Annotated in this window: 18 protein-coding genes; 7 read left to right on the forward strand and 11 right to left on the reverse strand. The window is 65.5% G+C overall.

Going from position 1 to position 18,100, the window contains the following annotated elements; genetic code table 11:
- Nucleotides 1–2: 2 nt before the first annotated feature.
- Complete coding sequence (locus tag CFK21_RS10210) at nucleotides 3–323, forward strand: Na+/H+ antiporter subunit G (protein WP_096367579.1); 321 nt, start codon at nucleotides 3–5, stop codon at nucleotides 321–323.
- A 33-nt stretch (nucleotides 324–356) separates the two neighbouring features.
- Here CFK21_RS10210 and CFK21_RS10215 read toward each other — a convergent pair whose 3' ends face one another.
- The 11 genes from CFK21_RS10215 to CFK21_RS10270 all read right to left on the reverse strand — a co-directional run bounded on the left by CFK21_RS10215 (nucleotide 357) and on the right by CFK21_RS10270 (nucleotide 12,255).
- Entirely contained in the window at nucleotides 357–1,337 is a 981-nt protein-coding gene (locus tag CFK21_RS10215) for a hypothetical protein (protein ID WP_096366561.1), read from the reverse strand.
- 10 nt (nucleotides 1,338–1,347) lie between these two features.
- A complete protein-coding gene (locus CFK21_RS10220; RefSeq protein WP_157745599.1) occupies nucleotides 1,348–3,249 on the reverse strand; it encodes a hypothetical protein in 1,902 nt (633 codons plus the stop codon).
- 9 nt (nucleotides 3,250–3,258) lie between these two features.
- Entirely contained in the window at nucleotides 3,259–4,098 is an 840-nt protein-coding gene (locus tag CFK21_RS10230; RefSeq protein ID WP_096366563.1) for an SH3 domain-containing protein, read from the reverse strand.
- 272 nt (nucleotides 4,099–4,370) lie between these two features.
- Nucleotides 4,371–4,805: a Crp/Fnr family transcriptional regulator gene (locus CFK21_RS10235; protein WP_157745601.1), complete on the reverse strand. Its 435-nt coding sequence runs from the start codon at nucleotides 4,803–4,805 to the stop codon at nucleotides 4,371–4,373.
- 83 nt (nucleotides 4,806–4,888) lie between these two features.
- On the reverse strand, nucleotides 4,889–6,007 hold the full coding sequence (locus CFK21_RS10240; RefSeq protein ID WP_197702941.1) for a PQQ-dependent sugar dehydrogenase: 1,119 nt from the start codon (nucleotides 6,005–6,007) through the stop codon (nucleotides 4,889–4,891).
- A gap of 11 nt (nucleotides 6,008–6,018) precedes the next feature.
- Nucleotides 6,019–7,053, reverse strand: coding sequence for a Vgb family protein (locus tag CFK21_RS10245; protein ID WP_197702942.1), 1,035 nt, complete (start codon nucleotides 7,051–7,053; stop codon nucleotides 6,019–6,021).
- 75 nt (nucleotides 7,054–7,128) lie between these two features.
- Nucleotides 7,129–7,650: a DsrE family protein gene (locus CFK21_RS10250; protein WP_096366566.1), complete on the reverse strand. Its 522-nt coding sequence runs from the start codon at nucleotides 7,648–7,650 to the stop codon at nucleotides 7,129–7,131.
- A gap of 78 nt (nucleotides 7,651–7,728) precedes the next feature.
- Nucleotides 7,729–8,814, reverse strand: coding sequence for an ACR3 family arsenite efflux transporter (gene arsB / locus CFK21_RS10255; protein WP_096367581.1), 1,086 nt, complete (start codon nucleotides 8,812–8,814; stop codon nucleotides 7,729–7,731).
- Between the two features lie 270 nt (nucleotides 8,815–9,084).
- A complete protein-coding gene (gene arsC / locus CFK21_RS10260; RefSeq protein WP_096366567.1) occupies nucleotides 9,085–9,519 on the reverse strand; it encodes an arsenate reductase (thioredoxin) in 435 nt (144 codons plus the stop codon).
- A 110-nt stretch (nucleotides 9,520–9,629) separates the two neighbouring features.
- A complete protein-coding gene (locus CFK21_RS10265; RefSeq protein WP_172844290.1) occupies nucleotides 9,630–9,983 on the reverse strand; it encodes a metalloregulator ArsR/SmtB family transcription factor in 354 nt (117 codons plus the stop codon).
- 136 nt (nucleotides 9,984–10,119) lie between these two features.
- A complete protein-coding gene (locus tag CFK21_RS10270) occupies nucleotides 10,120–12,255 on the reverse strand; it encodes a putative bifunctional diguanylate cyclase/phosphodiesterase (RefSeq protein ID WP_096366568.1) in 2,136 nt (711 codons plus the stop codon).
- Between the two features lie 319 nt (nucleotides 12,256–12,574).
- Here CFK21_RS10270 and CFK21_RS10275 point away from each other — a divergent pair, with 319 nt between their 5' ends.
- From CFK21_RS10275 to CFK21_RS10300, 6 genes are all read left to right on the forward strand, one after another.
- A complete protein-coding gene (locus CFK21_RS10275; protein WP_369801200.1) occupies nucleotides 12,575–12,886 on the forward strand; it encodes an ArsC/Spx/MgsR family protein in 312 nt (103 codons plus the stop codon).
- Nucleotides 12,883–14,013, forward strand: coding sequence for a succinyl-diaminopimelate desuccinylase (gene dapE, locus CFK21_RS10280; protein ID WP_197702944.1), 1,131 nt, complete (start codon nucleotides 12,883–12,885; stop codon nucleotides 14,011–14,013). Before CFK21_RS10275 ends, dapE begins: the two co-directional genes overlap by 4 nt.
- A 24-nt stretch (nucleotides 14,014–14,037) precedes the next feature.
- On the forward strand, nucleotides 14,038–14,922 hold the full coding sequence (locus tag CFK21_RS10285; RefSeq protein WP_157745603.1) for a TRAP transporter TatT component family protein: 885 nt from the start codon (nucleotides 14,038–14,040) through the stop codon (nucleotides 14,920–14,922).
- A 221-nt stretch (nucleotides 14,923–15,143) separates the two neighbouring features.
- Nucleotides 15,144–16,178 (forward strand): TRAP transporter substrate-binding protein, encoded by a 1,035-nt coding sequence (locus CFK21_RS10290; RefSeq protein WP_157745605.1) that lies wholly within the window; start codon nucleotides 15,144–15,146, stop codon nucleotides 16,176–16,178.
- Complete coding sequence (locus CFK21_RS15405) at nucleotides 16,171–16,656, forward strand: TRAP transporter small permease (protein ID WP_096366573.1); 486 nt, start codon at nucleotides 16,171–16,173, stop codon at nucleotides 16,654–16,656. Before CFK21_RS10290 ends, CFK21_RS15405 begins: the two co-directional genes overlap by 8 nt.
- On the forward strand, nucleotides 16,653–17,918 hold the full coding sequence (locus CFK21_RS10300; RefSeq protein ID WP_096366574.1) for a TRAP transporter large permease: 1,266 nt from the start codon (nucleotides 16,653–16,655) through the stop codon (nucleotides 17,916–17,918). The genes CFK21_RS15405 and CFK21_RS10300 overlap by 4 nt, the downstream gene beginning before the upstream one ends.
- Nucleotides 17,919–18,100: the final 182 nt, after the last annotated feature.

Below are 18,100 nucleotides of genomic sequence, written 5' to 3' on the forward strand. Positions count from 1 at the left end.
TCATGCTGGAATACCTGCTTGCCTTCCTGATCATCGCCGGCGGCGCCTTCACCTTCATCGGCTCGCTGGGCCTGGCCCGGCTGCGCGATTTCTACAGCCGCCTGCACGGCCCGACCAAGGCCACCACCCTGGGCGTGGGCTGCGTGCTGATCGCCTCGGCGGTCTACTTCAGCCAAGGCGAGAGCGCCAGTTACCATGAGATCCTGATCACCCTGTTCCTGTTCATCACCGCGCCGGTCAGCGCCCACCTGCTGGCCAAGGCGGCGCTGCACCTGAAGCTGGCCTCGCTGGCGCGGCGGCCGGAGTCGGAAAACCTGGATTGATCGGGGCCGGCCGGGATGCCGGACACCGGGACCTCAGTCGTCGATCTCGATGCTGATGTCGCGATGCAGCTTATCGTTCTTGATCAGATCCGCCAGGCGCACGGGGCGCTTGGTTTCGACCTCGATCTCAAGATTGCCGCCCTTTTCGATGAAGCCCTGCAGGGCCTTGATACTGTCTTCGTCCAGGTCGCCCTCTGTCACCTGCTGTTTCATCTGCGGATTGACGCCGACATGCATCCCCGCCTTCATGGCTTCGAACGGCACCTCTTCCTCGTTCAGGGCCGTGGCATAGTTATATGAACCCAGGGCGGACAGCCGTGCCATTCGTTCGAAGGCACCGTAGTCCTCAAGCCCGGCACGGGCGCCGACCAGTTCGATACGGCCGAACTCGGCCAGCAGCTGCTGGGGCGCGAAGATGGCGGCCTGGATCTGTTTTTCGGGATCGATCTCGAACAGCGGTCGGGTTCGCTGCAGCCTGAGCTCGATTGCGTTACGGGCCAGGTTTTCCGCATCCAGTTCCACCGTCAGAGTGAGCTTTTCGTCATCACGCTCGTAGGCATACCCCACTGCGCCGTCGAGCCGGGTCTCCTTGATACCCAGGGTGCGCGCCAGCTTGAGCGGTTCGGCCAGCATCTGGTAGAGCATATTCTCCTGAATCCGGGTGGGGTCGGGATCGGTGACGAGTTCGTAGCCGCTGAAGCTGATGAGCTTGCGGTTTTCATCACGGGCGCCGGCGATTTTCACCCTGTCCAGCCGGCCGGTGATCCGCTGCTGCTGATCGCCGAATTCCATCACGACGATATTCAGATCCACACCTTTCAGCGCGATACTGTCTGACAGCGGCGAGTAGGAGGCGTCGTCATAGCGGATGGCATCGGTAAGGTCCTTGTCGTAGAGGAAATCCTCGAAGGCCTCCACCCCCTTGGCCGAGGCATAGAAATAGCCGCCGGCCAGCACGATGGCCAGCCCGGCGGCGCCACCATAGATCAGATTCTTGTTATTGAGTGCGCTCATGGCTGTGTCCTCAGGGATTGGCGGCCAGGTTGAATTCCATGTCGTCGTCCTCGTACCAGGCCTTCATCATGTCCTCGACCTCCATTTCCTCCAGACACTTGTCTGTCATGCAGGCCACGGCCTGATCCACGGCGATCTCGAATACCGGTCGGCCCTTGGCGTCGAACTCGAATCCGAATTCCGGCTCCATGCGGATCAGCATCCAGCCATCCAGTTCCACGCCGCTGGCGTTGTGGCTCACCTGCATGGCATAGGGCGCCTCGATCTCGCCATCGTCGGCCTCGACCAGCAGATGCAGCGGTCCGGGCAGGCGCACCCGACCGGCGTCCACCTGATTCAGATACTGGGCCGGATGGGCAAGTACCAGCGCCCCGCCCAGGGCGCTGCCGTGGTAGGCGCGGGTGCTGGTGAAGTCGATGCGATGCCGTGCCAGCTGCTCCTTCGCCAGCTGCAGCGTGGCATAGAACCGCACCCGGTCGTAGGGTGAGGCGTTGACCAGTTCCTGATACTGCCTGTCCAGGCTGGACTGGTGCTGCGCCCGCAGCTGGGCCAGGCGCTGGCGTTCCATCTCTGCACGTCTGCGCTCGGCCTCGGCAAAGGCGGCGCGCTTGGCCGCGAAGTCGGCATCGACCTGCACCATCCAGGGCGTGCCGCGCTGGCGCAGGGCACGGCCGGCCTTGTGGAAGGCGGTATCGGGATTCTGGGCGTTGAGATTCTTCTGATAGTCGGTGGTCGGCGTCAGGGAGAAGCTGTCGGTGATGACGAAGCTGACCTGGCTGAACTGATTGGTGTTGCTGTAGCCGTAGAAATCCCGGTATATCGCCGTGATCGACTGCGCCAGTGTCGTGGCGGCGGGATCGGCCTTGAGCGCGTCATTATCGGTGAGGACGATGAGCGGGGTGTTCTCCAGGCGCCAGACCTGGTTGTTGCCGTTCACATAGGTGGCGAAATAATGCGCCCGCAGTTCCGGGTCCTGCCCCAGCCAGACCAGCAGCTTGTCTGAGGTGAAGCTGCGGTTCCAGCGGTCCGTGGTGGTGGTCCTGTTGCGCGCCACCACCTGGCGCGGCAGACCGCGGTCGAGATTGAAGCCGTCGACCCAGTAGCCGTTCAACGTGGCGAAGGGCTGATTCTGCCCCTCGTAGTAGAAGCGGGCCTGAGTCGGGCGGTTCTTCACCCTGGAGTGGACATAGCCGTTGATGCAGTCATACTCCCGCGTCATTTCGAAACTCGGCCCGAACCGGGCCTGGAGATCGAAGAAGGCGCGGATGCGGCAGCCGTCGGTACGGCTCGTGATTTCCTGCGCCTCGCCGACCTCGCCGCTGACGCGGAGCAGGCCGCCGGGCTTCCAGCCGGCGATCTCCAGCGCCGGCGGCGCGGCCGGTGCCGGTTCGATCACTGTCTCAGCTGCGGCGGCCGGCGTGGGCGTGGGTGTGGGTGTGGATGCGGATGCGGGTGCGGATGCGGGTGCGGATTGGGCGGCTGCCGGGGCATCGGGGATGGATGCAGTCGCCGCAGCGGGCGGGGCGGAAGCCGGCTCGGACCCGGCGACCGCCGCGGCCGGCGGCGACACCGGTATCTGCTGGGCGATCCAGCCGTTGCCGCGTTCGGCCCGGCCGGTCCAGACGGACCGGTCCCCGGCCCGGCCCTCGATGCTCATGGTCTGCGCCTCGGCGCACTCGCGCACCAGCACATGCCCCAGCTTCTGCAGAATATCCAGATATTCCTCGGTCGCGAACCTGCCGGCGTCACCGCCACTGACCTGCATCCGGACGTCCTCCCGGCACCAGGGCTCGCCCAGCGCAGTAAAGGACATGTCCAGCGATTTGCTGTGGGCGAACACCTTGTCGGCATGCGCCGGCGCTATCATGCAACTGGCAAATGCGGCTGCCAGAACCCGCCGTTGATACTTCATGCCGCCTCCTCAGCCCAGTTCCCAGACGCCGTCGGGCTTCTGGCAGGCCTGGGTGGTTTCCTGCTCCGTACCCTTGTCGGTATTGACGCTGATCTCGACCTCGCGGCAGCCGCGCTGGGCGGTGACGGTGGAGCTGGAGGTCTCCACCGCATCCAGGTCGATGCCGGCGAAGCCCTCCTGCTTCGGCAGGGTTTCCACCTGTTCGCTGTCCAGGTCGATCCCCCTGGCCTGGGCGGCTTGCACCGGGTTGTAGGGCTGCACATAGTCCCCGTGGACATAGCCCATGGTCACGCCCTGCTTGGCCAGCATCAGCCAGCCGTTGTCGGTGCGTCCCGCCGAGGTGACCACATCACCGGTCTCCAGCGTGGTGATGATGCCGTAGCGGGTCCCCGGACCGGCCCGCACCCGCAGCGCGGACGTGGTTTCATACTGGCGGTTTTCCAGCTTGATGCTGGGCACGGCTTCAACCGTGCTCAGGCGTTTGATCTGCTTCGGCTCGCTCTGGTAACTGATCTCGCCGGTCTTGATCTCGGCCGAGGCACCGCTGCGGTCGCTGTTCCAGCTGGCCACGCCGGCGTTTTCCTGCTCCAGGGCTTCCACCGTGGAGGCGGCCAGGGCCTTGCGGTCCTGTTCGTCCAGGTGCCGGCCGATGGCCCGGCCGGCATAATAGCCCGCCGCACCCCCGATGGCCGCGCCCAGCCACTTGTTGTCGCCGGCCACGGCCGCGCCCAGCACGGCGCCGCCGATCGCGCCCAGGGTCGCGCCCCAGTCTTCCTTGGAGGGATTGCTCTGACAGCCGGCGGCCAGCGCCACGGCCAGAAGGGATGGAACCAGTGTCTTGGTCTGCATGGGCTCAACCTCAGATATTTATTGTTTTCCATCGGTTGCGGCGGACAGCCGCCATCTGAAGATCCACCCATACTTATAGCACGCGGCCCCCCATTCACAAGTCAGCATTTGCTTACATGAACTGTGCCGCCATTACTCCAATTCATGGACACGGCACAACCACGGCTGGGCTTGAACATCCCGCCCCCACTGATTCCATGCAGCCGGGACAGGGGACTCGCTGTTCGCAGAAATGGACAGAACTGGCCGGATGGCCGGTGCAGGGACGGCGGTTACAGGTCGGAAAGCTGATTCGAGGTACGACGCAGGTTGTAGCTGACGGTCCTGGCCAGATGGCGCAATATCTTCACCCCGACATGGGGCTCGGCCGCGATGATGGCATCCAGGCCCTGGCGGTCCAGCACCGTCACGGAGGCGGCCGATTCTGCCCGGATGGTGGCGGAGCGCGGCAGACCGTCGAGCAGGGCCATTTCACCGATGGCCGTACCGGCGCTGAAACGGGACACGATCTTTTCGTTGTTGTTGAAGTCCTTTTTGACGGCTTCCAGCTGTCCATCAGTGACAAAGGCGGCGAAGTCGCTCTGGTCGCCTTCGGCGAACAGGACATCGCCGGCATCCAGTTCAATGGTGCCGATGTAGGGGTCGATCTTCCTGAGGTCGTCCTCACTGAGCGCCCGGAACAGCGGCGTGTAGTCAATGCCATCCACGACAGCATCCTCCCTGCGAATCCCCGGCCGGAAGCCGTTCAACAGTCATAACGGCCGCCGGGCGGCCGTTCTGAAGCTTCCGCTCAGGGTCGCAGGCGGTAGATCCGACCGCTGTCGGTGGACAGATACAGCCAGCCTTCAGGACTTTCAGCCAGGGCCCGGATGCGTGCATCCAGATCCTGCAGCAGGCGCTGCTCGCCGACGGGGTTGCCGTCGGCATCGAGGGTGACGCGGTTGAGATGGCGCAGCTTCAGGGCACCGGAGAACAGGTCGCCCTGCCAGTCGGGAAAGGCCTGGCCGGAATACAGCAGCAGGCTGCCCGGGGCGATGGAGGGGATGTAGACCTTGACCGGATCCGTCATGCCCGGCTTCGATGTCGCCTCGCCGACATCGACCGGCCCCCAGTATTCCTGGCCGTGCGACACCACCGGCCAGCCATAGTTGGCACCGGGCGTGACCAGATTGATCTCGTCGCCGCCGCGCGGGCCGTGCTCAATCAGCCACAGGCGGTCGTGCCCGCTGTCGTAGACCAGGCCCTGCGGATTGCGATGGCCGTAGCTCCAGATCTCGGGCAGCACGTCCTCGCGGCCGACGAAGGGGTTGTCCTGCGGCACGCTGCCATCGAGCTTCAGGCGCAGCACGCTGCCGGCGTGGGTGGTCAGATCCTGACCATTGGGGCGCACGCCGCGGTCGCCGATGCCGAAGAACAGATGTCCCCTGCCGTCGAAGGCGATGCGGCTGCCGAAGTGGCGCGTGGTGTCGCTGCGGGATTGCGTGACGATCAGTTCCTGCCAGTCCGCCAGCCGGTCGCCGCTGAGCCGCGCCCGCGCCAGGGCGGTCGCGCCCTGGCCGTCCACCGCTTTGGCGTAGGTGAAATAGATCCAGCCGGTCTCGGCATGATCCGGCGCAGGGGCGATGTCCAGCAGACCGCCCTGCCCTTCGGCATACACCCCGGGTACACCGTCCAGGTAGCTGACCGCGCCGGTTGCGAGATTCAGCCGCCCGACCCGGCCCGCGCGTTCGGTGAACAGCAGGGTGCCGGCATCCAGAAACGCCATGCCCCAGGGAATGCCCAGTCCCTCGGCCACGGTCTCCAGACGCCGGTCGGCATCAGCCGCAACGCTCAACCCAACCGTCGTCAGCAGCCAGCCGAACAGCAGCACTCTGAGGCAGCACATGCGGCTTGTGCGTATGCGTTTCATCCTTACCTCCATCAGTTACAGCCCCTGTCCGCGGTGGCAGCCTGGGCCGGGACCGCGGGCGCCTGCATCGGCGGCAGGTCGGCCCGCATCAGGCGATTGGTGTCGGTGCCGAACCAGAGGGCGTGGTGTGACGGGTCATACACCATGTGGCGCACTGCACCGGCGCCGCCGGGGATGGGGCTGACGCCGAAGAAGCGCTCGCTATCCGGATCGAACCCCACCAGGCGGTTGGGATCGGGATGGGTCTCGACGAACCAGATGCGGCCGGCCGCGTCGGCAGCCATGGCATAGGGGCCGGCCTGCGCCGCCGGACTGTGGCGCCACTCCCTGAAGCCGCCGGTCAACGGCTGGTAGCGCCCCAGGTAGCCCTCGGCATAATCGACGTACCAGATGCCGCAGGCGTTGACGGCCAGACGGCGCGGCCGGGCCTCAGACCGCGGCAGTTCGATTTCGGTCAGTTGCATGTCGGGTGTGATCCGCGCCAGCTTATGCGTCCCGAACAACGCGACCCAGACGGTATCCTGGGCGTCGATGAGGATGCCGTAGGGGCGTGCCTTGGGCGTCGGGACATCGACATACCGGATCTCGCCGCTGTCACGATCGTAACGCCCGATCTGGTTGGCCCACTGGGCGGTGAACCAGAGCCGGCCCTTGGAGTCCTCGTACAGGGTATGCGGATCCTTGAGCTGTCCCTGCGGCATGGCGATGCGTTCGATGGCGCCGGTCTGCGGATCGATCCGACCCAGATGGGCATCCCGGTTGCCGGCGTACCAGATCTCCTGGTCGCGGGTGATATAGACGGTGTGCGGACCGGCGCCCTCGGGCAGATCGTAACGCCTGAAGGTTTCCGTCTCCGGATCGAACACGGCCGCATAGTCGCCGGTCTGCCCAACGAACCAGACCCGGCCGTCGGCGGCCAGCGCAGGATCCCGCGGCCGGGTGTTGGGCCATTCGACCTGCCAGTGGTCGATCCCGACCGATGTCTCCTGTGCCTGGACCGGCACCAGCATCAGGCCCAGCACGAAAGCCAGCAGCATGCGTATCATGAAGTTCCCCGCTCGGTGATTGCTGTTGACAGGATATGAGACACGCCGGGGCCGGACGGGTTCCTGAATCCCGCCTTACTCGATTTTGAGATAGGCAAAGCCCTGCTGTTGCAGTTCAGCGATACGCACCACGCCCGAACGGACCATTTCGACCCCTTGGTACAACTCGTCTTCGGACAGGCCGATTTCGGAACGGGTGATGTCGCACAGTTCCAGCTTCACACCGTGCACATCGACCAGGCTGCGCAGCCGGCCGCGCAGATTCTCGCGCCGCTCGCGCAATGCGGCGTCGGCCGCGAACGGGGTCTCGGCCAGCGCGTCCTCCGTCAGGAAGCGGATGCCGTGGGCGACGAAGACGATGCGCACGTCATAATCGCGCAGATCGCTCTTGTAGGTGGTGATCATGTTGTTGATGCTGGTCAGCATCGCACTGAAGCGGCGCGGATCGGAATAATCGGCGTGATAGACCACCTTCGCTTCCCCGTTCATGGCCTGCACCGGCGCGGCCGGCAGTAGCCAGACTGTGGCTGCGAACAGGGCGGCGGTCATCCACAGAATTGCGGCGCCGCGGCCGGCACTCTTTCCTGCTGCGGACATGGCATACCTCCTGGATTGATGCTCTCCAGGTTCAGTGTAGCAGTGCAGCCCGGCCCTGCCTGCCCCCGGCACTGGTGATCAATGTCCGCCGGGGTCCGCCGCACCGGGCGGGCAGCAGCTCGCGTGCGCGGGCACGCCGGCACGGGACTCGTACCAGTCGCGGCTGCGGTTGACCACCCGCACCGCCAGCAGCATCACCGGCACCTCGATCAGCACGCCGACCACCGTCGCCAGCGCCGCGCCCGACTCGAAGCCGAACAGCACAATGGCGGTGGCCACGGCCAGTTCAAAGAAATTGCTGGCACCGATCAGCGCCGAGGGGCCGGCCACGCAATGCGGGGACTTCACCGCCCGGTTGAGCAGATAGGCCAGCCCCGAGTTGAAGAAGACCTGGATCAGGATGGGCACGGCCAGCAGCGCGATGATCAGGGGCTGCTTGATGATCTGTTCCCCCTGAAAGCCGAACAGCAGCACCAGCGTGGCCAGCAGTGCCGCCAGCGAGACCGGATGCATCCGCTCCAGCACCCGCTGCAGGCGCAGATAGCCGTGTTCGTGATTGAGCAGCCAGCGCCGCCACAGGTTGGCAAGGATCAGCGGCACGACGATATAGAGCAGCACCGACAGCACCAGGGTGTCCCAGGGCACGCTGATGGCCGACAACCCCAGCAGCAGGCCCACGATGGGGGCGAAGGCGAAGATCATGATGACATCGTTGAGGGCCACCTGGGTCAGGGTGAAGTGCGGCTCGCCCTCGGTGAGGTGACTCCAGACGAAGACCATGGCCGTGCAGGGCGCAGCGGCCAGGATGATCAGTCCGGCGATATAGGACTCGATCTGCTCCGCCGGCAGCCAGGGCCGGAACAGCCAACCGATGAACAGCCAGCCCAGCAGCGCCATGGAGAAGGGTTTGACCGCCCAGTTCACGAACAGGGTCACACCCACGCCGCGCGCATGCCGGCGCACGCCCTTCAATGCACGCAGGTCGATCTTGAGCAGCATGGGGATGACCATCAACCAGATCAGCACCGCCACCGGCAGGTTGACCTGCGCGACTTCCATGCCGCCGATGACCTGGAAGCCGCCGTGGAAGAAATGCCCCAGCCCGATGCCGGCCAGGATGCACAGGAACACCCACAGGGTCAGGTAGCGTTCGAAAAAACCCATGTCGGCGCCGGCGGCGCGTCTGGCGGTGGTCTCGCACTGGCTACTCATGTTCGCTCCTGTGAAGATGTCGGGTTACGCTGCGTTGATCCGACCTGCGTTCTGAACTGCTGATGTCCGGCATAACGTAGGTTGGGTTAGGCGCACAGCGCCGTAACCCAACATGCCGCGGGCCGTCGGGTTACGCTGCGCTAACCCGACCTACGCGCTGAATCGTATATTTCCGTGCTTTCCGTGCTTTCCGTGTTTTCCGTGGCCATTCACACAGGCGGGTCATTGCTGCTGCTGTGCCTGCTCCTGCTGCAGCGGCTGCAGCAGTGCACGCACCCGGTCACGGATATCGTCACGCGCGGCGCGGAACACGGCCAGGATCTCGTCTTCCGTCCCGGTGGCCCGCGCCGGATCCTGCAGCGGCCAGTGCTCCCGGCGGGTGCCGGGCGGCAGTGCCGGGCAGTGCTCGTCGGCATGGCCGCACACCGTGATCACCAGGTCGGCCGCCTGCAGCATGGCGTCGGTCACGCGGGTGGATGCCTGGTCCGAGATATCCACGCCCGCCTCGGCCATCACGGCGATGGCGCGCGGATTCTGGCCATGGGACTCGATGCCGGCCGAGTCGATGTGCCAGCCCGCCGGGGCGAGCCGCCTGGCCCAGCCCTCGGCCATCTGGGAACGGCAGGAATTGCCGGTGCAGAGAAAGAGCAGGTTCATGAGCGGGTATACCTCGTTACGGGTTCATCACCTGAGCAGCGTGACTGCAACGCAGAGGACGTTTATGCCCTATGGGTACAAAGACGCTGAGGCGCACAGAAACGACTCATTCAGGCGCAGCAGGCACTGCCGGGCCGATCGGGCATGGCGGCCAGCGCGGCGTGATCCTCACTGAAGGGAGACTGATTGCCCACGCCCAGCGCCGTCTGCGCCACGACCTTTGCCGCCCAGTCGGGCAGCGCCTCATGCAGCCGGTAGTAGATCCACTGGCCCTGACGCCGGTCGCTGACCACACCGGCCTGGCGCAGCTGGGCCAGGTGGCGGGAGATCATGGGCTGGGACACGTGCAGGGCATGGGTCAGTTCGCACACGCACAACTCGCCTTCCCGCTGCAGCAGCAACAGGGCGCGCAGACGCAGCGGGTGGGCCAGGGCGGCGAACAGGCTGTCGGGTGAGATCTGCATGGCGACCGAATATACGGTATTCCGTATATATGGTCAACGGCATGTATTCAACCGGCAGACGCTGCACCGGGGGGGGGCGGGACAAGGGCCCGGGAGGGAGTATCCCGGTCGAATGGAACAGAAGCGGAAGAAAGCGTCAGAACGCCGGCTCGAGCATGCGCAGGCGCAGGTCCTCGCGCGAGTCGGTGAGCAGGCGCTGGATGGCCCCGCCCGGCATGGGTCGGCTGAACAGGAAGCCCTGGGCCTCGTGGCAGCCGTGTTCGCGCAGGAAGGCCAGCTGTTCGTAGGTCTCCACGCCCTCGGCCATGACGCGCATGTCCAGGGTCTGGCCCAGGGTGATGACGGTGCGGGCGATGGCCGCGCCGTCGGGCTTGTGGATGTCGCGCACGAAGGACTGGTCGAGCTTGATCTTGTTGATGGGAAAGCGGGTGAGATAGCTGAGCGAGGAATAGCCGGTGCCGAAATCGTCCACCGACACCTCCACGCCCAACTCGCGCAGCCGGCGCAGGGTGGAGATGGTGGTGTCGGCATCGCGCATGATCAGGCTTTCGGTCAGCTCGATCTCCAGCAGTTGCGGATCCACGCCGCTGGACTGCAGAGCGTTCATGATCGAGTCCAGCAGCTGCCGGTGGCGGAACTGCACCGGCGAGATGTTCACCGCCACCCGTACCGGCGGCAGTCCGGCCGCCTGCCACTCGGTGACCTGGCGACACGCCTCTTGCAGCACCCACTGGCCGATGTCCATGATCAGGCCGGTGCTTTCGGCCACCGGGATGAACTCGGCCGGCGAGATGGGCCCGCGTTCGCGCTGATTCCAGCGCAGCAGCGCTTCGACCCCGATCACCTGACCGGTTTCGATGCACAGCTGCGGCTGGAAATGCAGACTGAACTCGTCGCGCTGCAGCGCCAGACGCAGGTCGCGCTCGATGGTCGCCCGGCGCTGGACGATGCGATTGAGCTCGGCGACATAGAACTGGAACCGGTTGCGGCCTTCGCGCTTGGCCTTGTACATGGCCAGGTCGGCGTTCTTGAGCAGTTCGTCGGCATTGTGGTGATCGTCGAAGGGATACAGGGTCACGCCGATGCTGATGGCGGAATGGATCTCGTGATTATCGATGATGATCGGCTGGCTGACGGTATCGACGATGCGCTCGGCCAGTTCGGCGGCATCCTCCACCGAGTGCATGCTGGTCTGGATCACGCCGAACTCGTCGCCGCCGAAGCGGGCCACGGTATCGGTCTCGCGGGTGCAGCCCACGATGCGCGCCGAGACCTCCCTGAGCAGACGATCGCCCACGGCGTGGCCGAGGGTATCGTTGACGTCCTTGAAATTGTCCATGTCCAGGAACATCACCGCGATCAGGGTCTCGGAGCGGCGCGCCTGGGCCATGGACTGCAGCAGCCGGTCGCGGAACAGGGCCCGGTTGGGCAGCCCGGTGAGCATGTCGTAGTGGGCCAGGTACTGGGCCTGGTAGGCAGCATCGGAGCGGCGGCTGCTGTCGCGCGCCACGATCAGCACCGAGCGGATCTGGCCGTGGGCGTCGAACAGCGGCGAGCAGCGCGTCTCCACCCGCATCGGTTCGCCGCGGGCGTCGTGAATGTCGAATTCGTAATTGACCGGTTCACCGCTGACGGCCCGCCGGGCCAGCAGCACGAAGCGTTTCTGATGATGCGGTGCCACATAGTGCATCAGGCTGTTGCCGATGACTTCGTTGGCATCCCGGCAACTCAGCAGTCCCAGCCCGGCCGGATTGATCTCGATGATGCGGCCCTCGGCGTCCACCACCAGCACGCCCTCCATGTCGGTCTCGACCAGGCGCCGCAGCAGCTGTTCGCGCTCATGCAGCCGGGTCTGGATCTCGCGCCGTTCGGTCACATCCAGCCACGCCCCCTTGACCTGGCAGCGGCCGTCGACCTCCGGGTCGCAGACCCGGCGGTGATCGCGAATCCAACGATAACCGGTGTTGCGGAAGCGGAAGCGGTACTCGGCGTAGATTTCCCTGCGCTTGCCCAGGCGGGCGAAACTGACCTGCACCCGCTCCAGGTCATCGGGATGAACCTGCTGACTCCACCAGGACGGATCCCGGGCCTCCTGCGGCCGGTAACCGGTCAGGGCCCAGAGGTTGCTGCTCACCCAGTCCACTTCCAGCGACTGGGTTCCGGGATTCTGACTGCCACTGTAGAGGACAGCGGGAGAGGCCTGTAGTAAGGTATCGAGCTGGGAAAAATCCGCAGCGATACGGGTTTCAGGCACCTGGGTGGAATCTGGCATTATCTCGGACCCGAAGCTGTGAGCTGGCTGGACACTGGTCCCTGTCCATTCTTATTGACGCGGATCGGTCCGGACCGCCCCGCCGCGATTTTCGCTGCCGTAACCGGACCCTTCATGACAGACAGCGCCTGGCCGGCCCTCTTCCGTCAATTTGTCGACTTATCAGGGGAAACCTTTACCGGGAATTTGCACCCCGAGCCGCCAGCCCCCTGCCGAGACTTTTCCCGCCACCGGAATTAGGCGACAATAGGCATATTTCTCATCAGCTTATCCAGGGTTTATGAAAATAACATTATTTGGAATCACGTCCTGCGACACGGTGCGCAAGGCCCGCCGCTTCCTGGACCAGCAGGGCCTTGACTACCGCTTCCACGACTTCCGCGCCGACGGCCTGGAACCGAGCCGGGTCGATGACTGGCTGCGTCAACTCGACCCCGTCGCCCTGATCAACCGCCGCAGCACCAGCTGGCGTCAGCTGCCCGAGGCGCAGCGTGCCGATCTCGGCCCGGACGCGGTGAAGGCGCTGGTACTGGACAACCCGACCCTGATCAAGCGCCCGGTGCTGGAGATCGACGGCCGCATCGAGGTGGGCTTCAGCCCCGAGCGCTACCAGGAACTGCTGGCCTCATGAGCATGACCACCCTGGACCTGGCCCGCGACCTGATCGCCCGCAACTCGGTCACCCCCGATGACGCCGGCTGCCAGGCCATGATGGCCGAATTCCTGACCGCCCGCGGCTTCGACATCACCCCCCTGCCCTTCGGCGAGGTCAGCAACCTGTGGGCGCGGCGCGGTGACAGCGGACCGCTGTTCGTGTTCGCCGGCCACACCGACGTGGTGCCGACCGGCCCGCTCGAGGCCTGGGACAGCCCGCCCTTCGAACCCACGGAGCGCGACGGCTGGCTCTACGGCCGCGGCGCCGCCGACATGAAGGGCAGCCTGGCCGCCATGCTCACGGCCGTGGACCGCTTTCTCGCCACCCATCCCGAACCGCGCGGCTCCATCGCCTTCCTCATCACCAGCGACGAGGAAGGCCCCTCGGTGAACGGCACGGTCAAGGTGGTCGAGTGGCTGCAGGCGCAGGGGACGCGCATCGACTGGTGCCTGGTGGGCGAACCCTCCAGCAGCGAGCAGGTGGGCGATGTGATGAAGAACGGCCGCCGCGGCTCGCTGTCGGGTGAACTGCGCATCAAGGGCGTCCAGGGCCATGTCGCCTATCCGCACCTGGCCCGCAACCCGGTCCACCAGGCCGCCCCGGCCCTGGCCGAGCTGTGCGCGACCGAATGGGACGCGGGCAACGACCACTTTCCGCCCACCACCTTCCAGATCTCCAATGTCCAGGCCGGCACCGGGGCGAACAATGTCATCCCCGGCGAACTGATGCTGTTGTTCAACTTCCGTTATTCCACCGAGTCCGACGCCGACGGGCTCAAGCGCCGGGTGCATGAACTGCTCGACCGCCACGCGCTGGAATACGAACTGGACTGGACCCATTCCGGCGCCCCCTTCCTCACCCCGGCCGGCGAACTGGTCGAGGCCGCGCGCGCGGCGGTACGCGAGCGCTGCGGTTTCGAAGCGCAGCTGTCCACCGCCGGCGGCACCTCGGACGGTCGTTTCATCGCCCCGACCGGTGCCCAGGTCTTGGAACTGGGACCGGTGAATGCGACCATCCACAAGGTCAATGAATGTGTGCGCTGCGACGATCTCGAGCGCCTGTCAGTACTATACGAAACGATCCTGACCAAACTGCTCGCCTGAGCAGCGGCCCGGGGGATGGAGAAGATGAAGAGCCTTCACAGCGGTCGTCGGGGACCGTATCTGTTGCTGTCCGCCCTGCTGCTGCTCGGCGGCTGTTCCATGAACCAGCTGGTGGTGCGCTCCTCGATGGGGCTGATGGAGCAGAGCATCAGCGCCATGCACCGCGAGACCGATCTGGAACTGGCCCGCGCGGCCATGCCCGCCAACCTGAAGATGCTGGAAGGCATGATCGCCGCCGACCCCGGCAATGCCCGGCTGCAGCTGTATGCCGCCGAGGGCTATTACGGCTACAGCTTCGCCTTCGTCGAACTGAGCGATCCGCAGCGCGCCGCCGGCCTGTATGCGCGTTGCCGCGATTATGGTGCCTCCGCGCTGCGGCGGACCGGCTTCACGCCCGACATCTTCGACACGCCGCTGCGCGAACTCGAACAGGCCCTGCAGCAGGCCGGTGCCGCCCAGGTTCCGGCCCTGTTCTGGACCGCCTCCTGCTGGGCCAAACACATCGACCTCAACCGTGACGATCCCCGCAGCATCGCCCGCCTGGGCCGGGCCGCGGCCCTGATGCAGCGCGCACTGGAACTCGATCCGGACTACTACCACGGCGGCCCGCACCTGTTCTTCGGCGTCTATTACGGCAGCCGTCCGCCCATGCTGGGCGGCGACCCCGAACGCGCGCAGCAACACTTCAGCGCGGCCCGGGCCGCCAGCGGCGGCCGGATGCTGCTGGGCGAGGTGCTGCAGGCCGAGTTCCTCGACCGCCAGCTCATGGACCGCGAGGCCTTTCATGCCCGATTGACTGATGTGCTCGACACCGAACCCGCAAGCGATCCTGAACAGCTGGCCTTCGTCAATCAGGTCGCGCGCGAACGCGCACGCCGGCTGCTGGAGCGTGAAGCCGAATGGTTCTGATGCCCTGGAAACGAAGTCTGCCGACAAAGGCCTTATCGATGTATTCAGCGAGTCGCATACGCCCATACTATCCTTACCTGATTCGCGCCCCCCTCTGCCCGTCATCCCGGCGCAGTGCCTGTGCCGGACGCGATCCGGTACCGGGATCCCGGATCCGGCCGTCGCCGGGTAACCCACTGGATCCCGGCCTGCGCCGGGATGACGGCGTATTGATGAAGTTCATGACGGCAACACTTGTGCTGTTTCTGGCAATCACCATCAGCGGTCCCGTGCAGGCCGCCGACTACACCCTCAAGTTCGCCACCCTGGCCCCGCCCGGCTCGACCTGGATGAACCTGCTGGAGGACTGGGGCCGGGAGATCGAACGCCGCAGCGGGGGGCGGCTGGAACTCAAGTTCTACCCCGGCGGCGTGCAGGGCGACGAGCCGGACGTGCTGCGCAAGATCCGCTACCGCCAGCTCGACGGTGCCGCCTTCACCGGCTACGGCATCGGCAGCATCCATTCGCCGGCGCGGGTGCTGGAGTTCCCGTTCCTGTTCGACAGCTACGAGGAAATCGATCACGTCCGCAGCGAACTCATGGCGGAGATCGAAACCGGCTTTCGCGACAACGGCTACGAACTGCTGGGCTGGATGGAAGTCGGCTTCGTCTATTTCTTTTCCCAGCATCGCATCGAGGATTTCGAGGATCTGAAAAAGCGGCGCATCTGGCTGTGGCAGGGCGACCCGCTCGGTCAGGCCATGTTCGCCGCCGGCGATCTGGCCCCGGTGCCGCTGTCCATCACCGATGTCTACACCAGCCTGTCCACCGGCCTGATCGACACCGTCTACTGCACGCCGCTCGCGGCCATCGCCCTGCAGTGGCACACCCGGCTCGACTACATGAGCCAGCTGCCCATGGCCAACGGCATCGGCGCCCTGGTGGTGGCAAAACGCTTTTTCGACAAACTGCCCGCGGAGTTGCAGCAGGTGCTGCGCGAGACCGGCGCGCAGGCAAGCCGCGAGCTCATCCGCGCCACCCGCGCGGACAACGCCACCAGTCTGGAGGTGCTGCGCGAGGAAGGGATGGAGTTCGTCATGCCGCCGGAATCGCTGGATCGCGACGCCCTGCTGGAGATGCGCGACCAGGCCGCGGCGCAACTGACCGAGGACAGCTACATCCCGCGCTCGCTGTATGAGCGGACCCGGGAACTGCTGACCGAGTACCGGTCAACTCCGGCCGAAGGCACCACAACCGCCCACGGCGCCCATGACTGAAGCCCTGCAGCGGCTGCGCCGCCTGCTGGTCGGCTTCGAGACCGGCATGGCCGGGCTCAGCCTGCTGCTGCTGGTCCTGCTGACCCTGGGCCAGATCATTGCCCGCAACCTCTTCGACACCGGCCTGCCGGCGGCCGACAGCCTGACCCGCTATCTGGTCCTCTACATCACTTTCTTCGGCGCCGCCCTGGCCGCCGACGGCGACCGCCACATCAAGATCGACGTGGTCTGCGCCTGGCTGGCCAGCCCCTGGCGGTCACGCCTGTTCCGTCCGCTGCAGGCGCTCGGTGCCCTGATCTGCCTGCTGCTGTTCCAGGCCGCGCTGCGCTTCTGGCGTGACGAATGGCAGTACGCCGCCGATCACGAGCGCTGGCAGGTGCTGCTCAATCTGGTCATTCCGGTGGGCTTCGGCCTGCTGTGTCTGCATTTTCTGCTCGGCCTGCTGCTGGGCGAGCGCCGCACGGAGCCGCGACTGTGACACCGGCGGTGATCACCGCACTGGTGCTGCTCGCGGCCCTGGGACTGCCGCTGTTCGTGGTGCTCGGGGCCGGCGGCCTCTATGCCACCCACCGGATGGAACTGGATCCGGTGGTGCTGATCGTGGAACTGAACCGCCTGGCCAGCTCACCCAACCTCACCGCCATCCCCATGTTCACCTTCGCCGGCGTGGCGCTGGCCGCCGGCGGCGCGCCGCAGCGCCTGATCCGGCTGTTCAATGCCCTGTTCGGCTGGCTGCCCGGCGGGCTGGCGGCGGTCGCACTCACCGCCTGTGCCTTCTTCACCGCCTTCTCCGGCGCCTCGGGCGTGACCATCCTGGCACTGGGCGGACTGCTCTATCCCATGCTCAGTTGCCAGGGCTACCGCGAGCGCTTCTGCCTGGGCCTGCTGACTTCCTCCGGCTCGCTGGGCCTGCTGTTCCCGCCCAGCCTGGCCATCCTGCTCTACGGCATCGTCGCCGGCGTGAACATCGATGAACTCTTCCTGGCCGGCATCGTGCCCGGCACCCTGCTGCTGGTGATGCTGCTGCTGTACAGCATTTTCATGGGCTGCAAGTGCAGCGTACCGCGCCAGGGCTTCTCCATCCCGGAACTGCTGCGCGCGGTGCGCGCCGGCGTCTGGGACATCCTGCTGCCGGTGGGCATCGTGGTCGGCATCTTCGGCGGCTATGTCACGGTCAATGAGGCCGCCGCCTGCACCGCCGCCTATGTGCTGCTGCTCGAGTCCCTGATCTTCCGCAATATCAATCTCACCCGCCAGCTGCTGCCGCTGCTGCGCGATACCAGCCTGCTGGTGGGCAGCATCCTGATCATCCTGGCCGCGGCCATGGGACTGACCAATCTGCTCATCGACGCCCAGGTGCCGATGCAGCTGCTGGCCTGGGTGAAGACGCATGTGGATTCGCCGCTGGAGTTCCTGCTGCTGCTGAACCTGTTCCTGCTGGTCGTGGGCGCGATGATGGATATCTTCTCGGCCATCGTGGTGATCACGCCGCTGATCCTGCCGCTGGCGGCCCAGTTCGGCATCCACCCGGTGCATCTGGGCATCATCATGCTGGCCAACCTGGAGATCGGCTACAGCACCCCGCCGGTGGGCATCAACCTGTTCATCGCCAGCCAGCGCTTCGGCAAACCGATCCTGCTGCTGTTCCGCGCCGCCCTGCCCTTTCTCGCCATCATGCTGGTATGGCTGCTGATCGTGACCTACAACCCGGGGCTGTCGCTATGGTGGCAGAAGGGGTGATTAATACCACGTGCAGGTCGGATTAGCGGCAGCGTAACCCGACAACGCGGCGGCGAGCCGCGTCGGGTTACGCCCTGCCGGGCTAACCCGACCTACGATTTTCACGCACAAGCAATAGCAAGAGAATGTCACGGTAATTTTACCTCCAGTCCGGGATATCCCCAGCCACTGAGCGTTTTTTC

The organism is Thiohalobacter thiocyanaticus (assembly GCF_002356355.1).
Lineage (GTDB): Bacteria > Pseudomonadota > Gammaproteobacteria > Thiohalobacterales > Thiohalobacteraceae > Thiohalobacter > Thiohalobacter thiocyanaticus_A.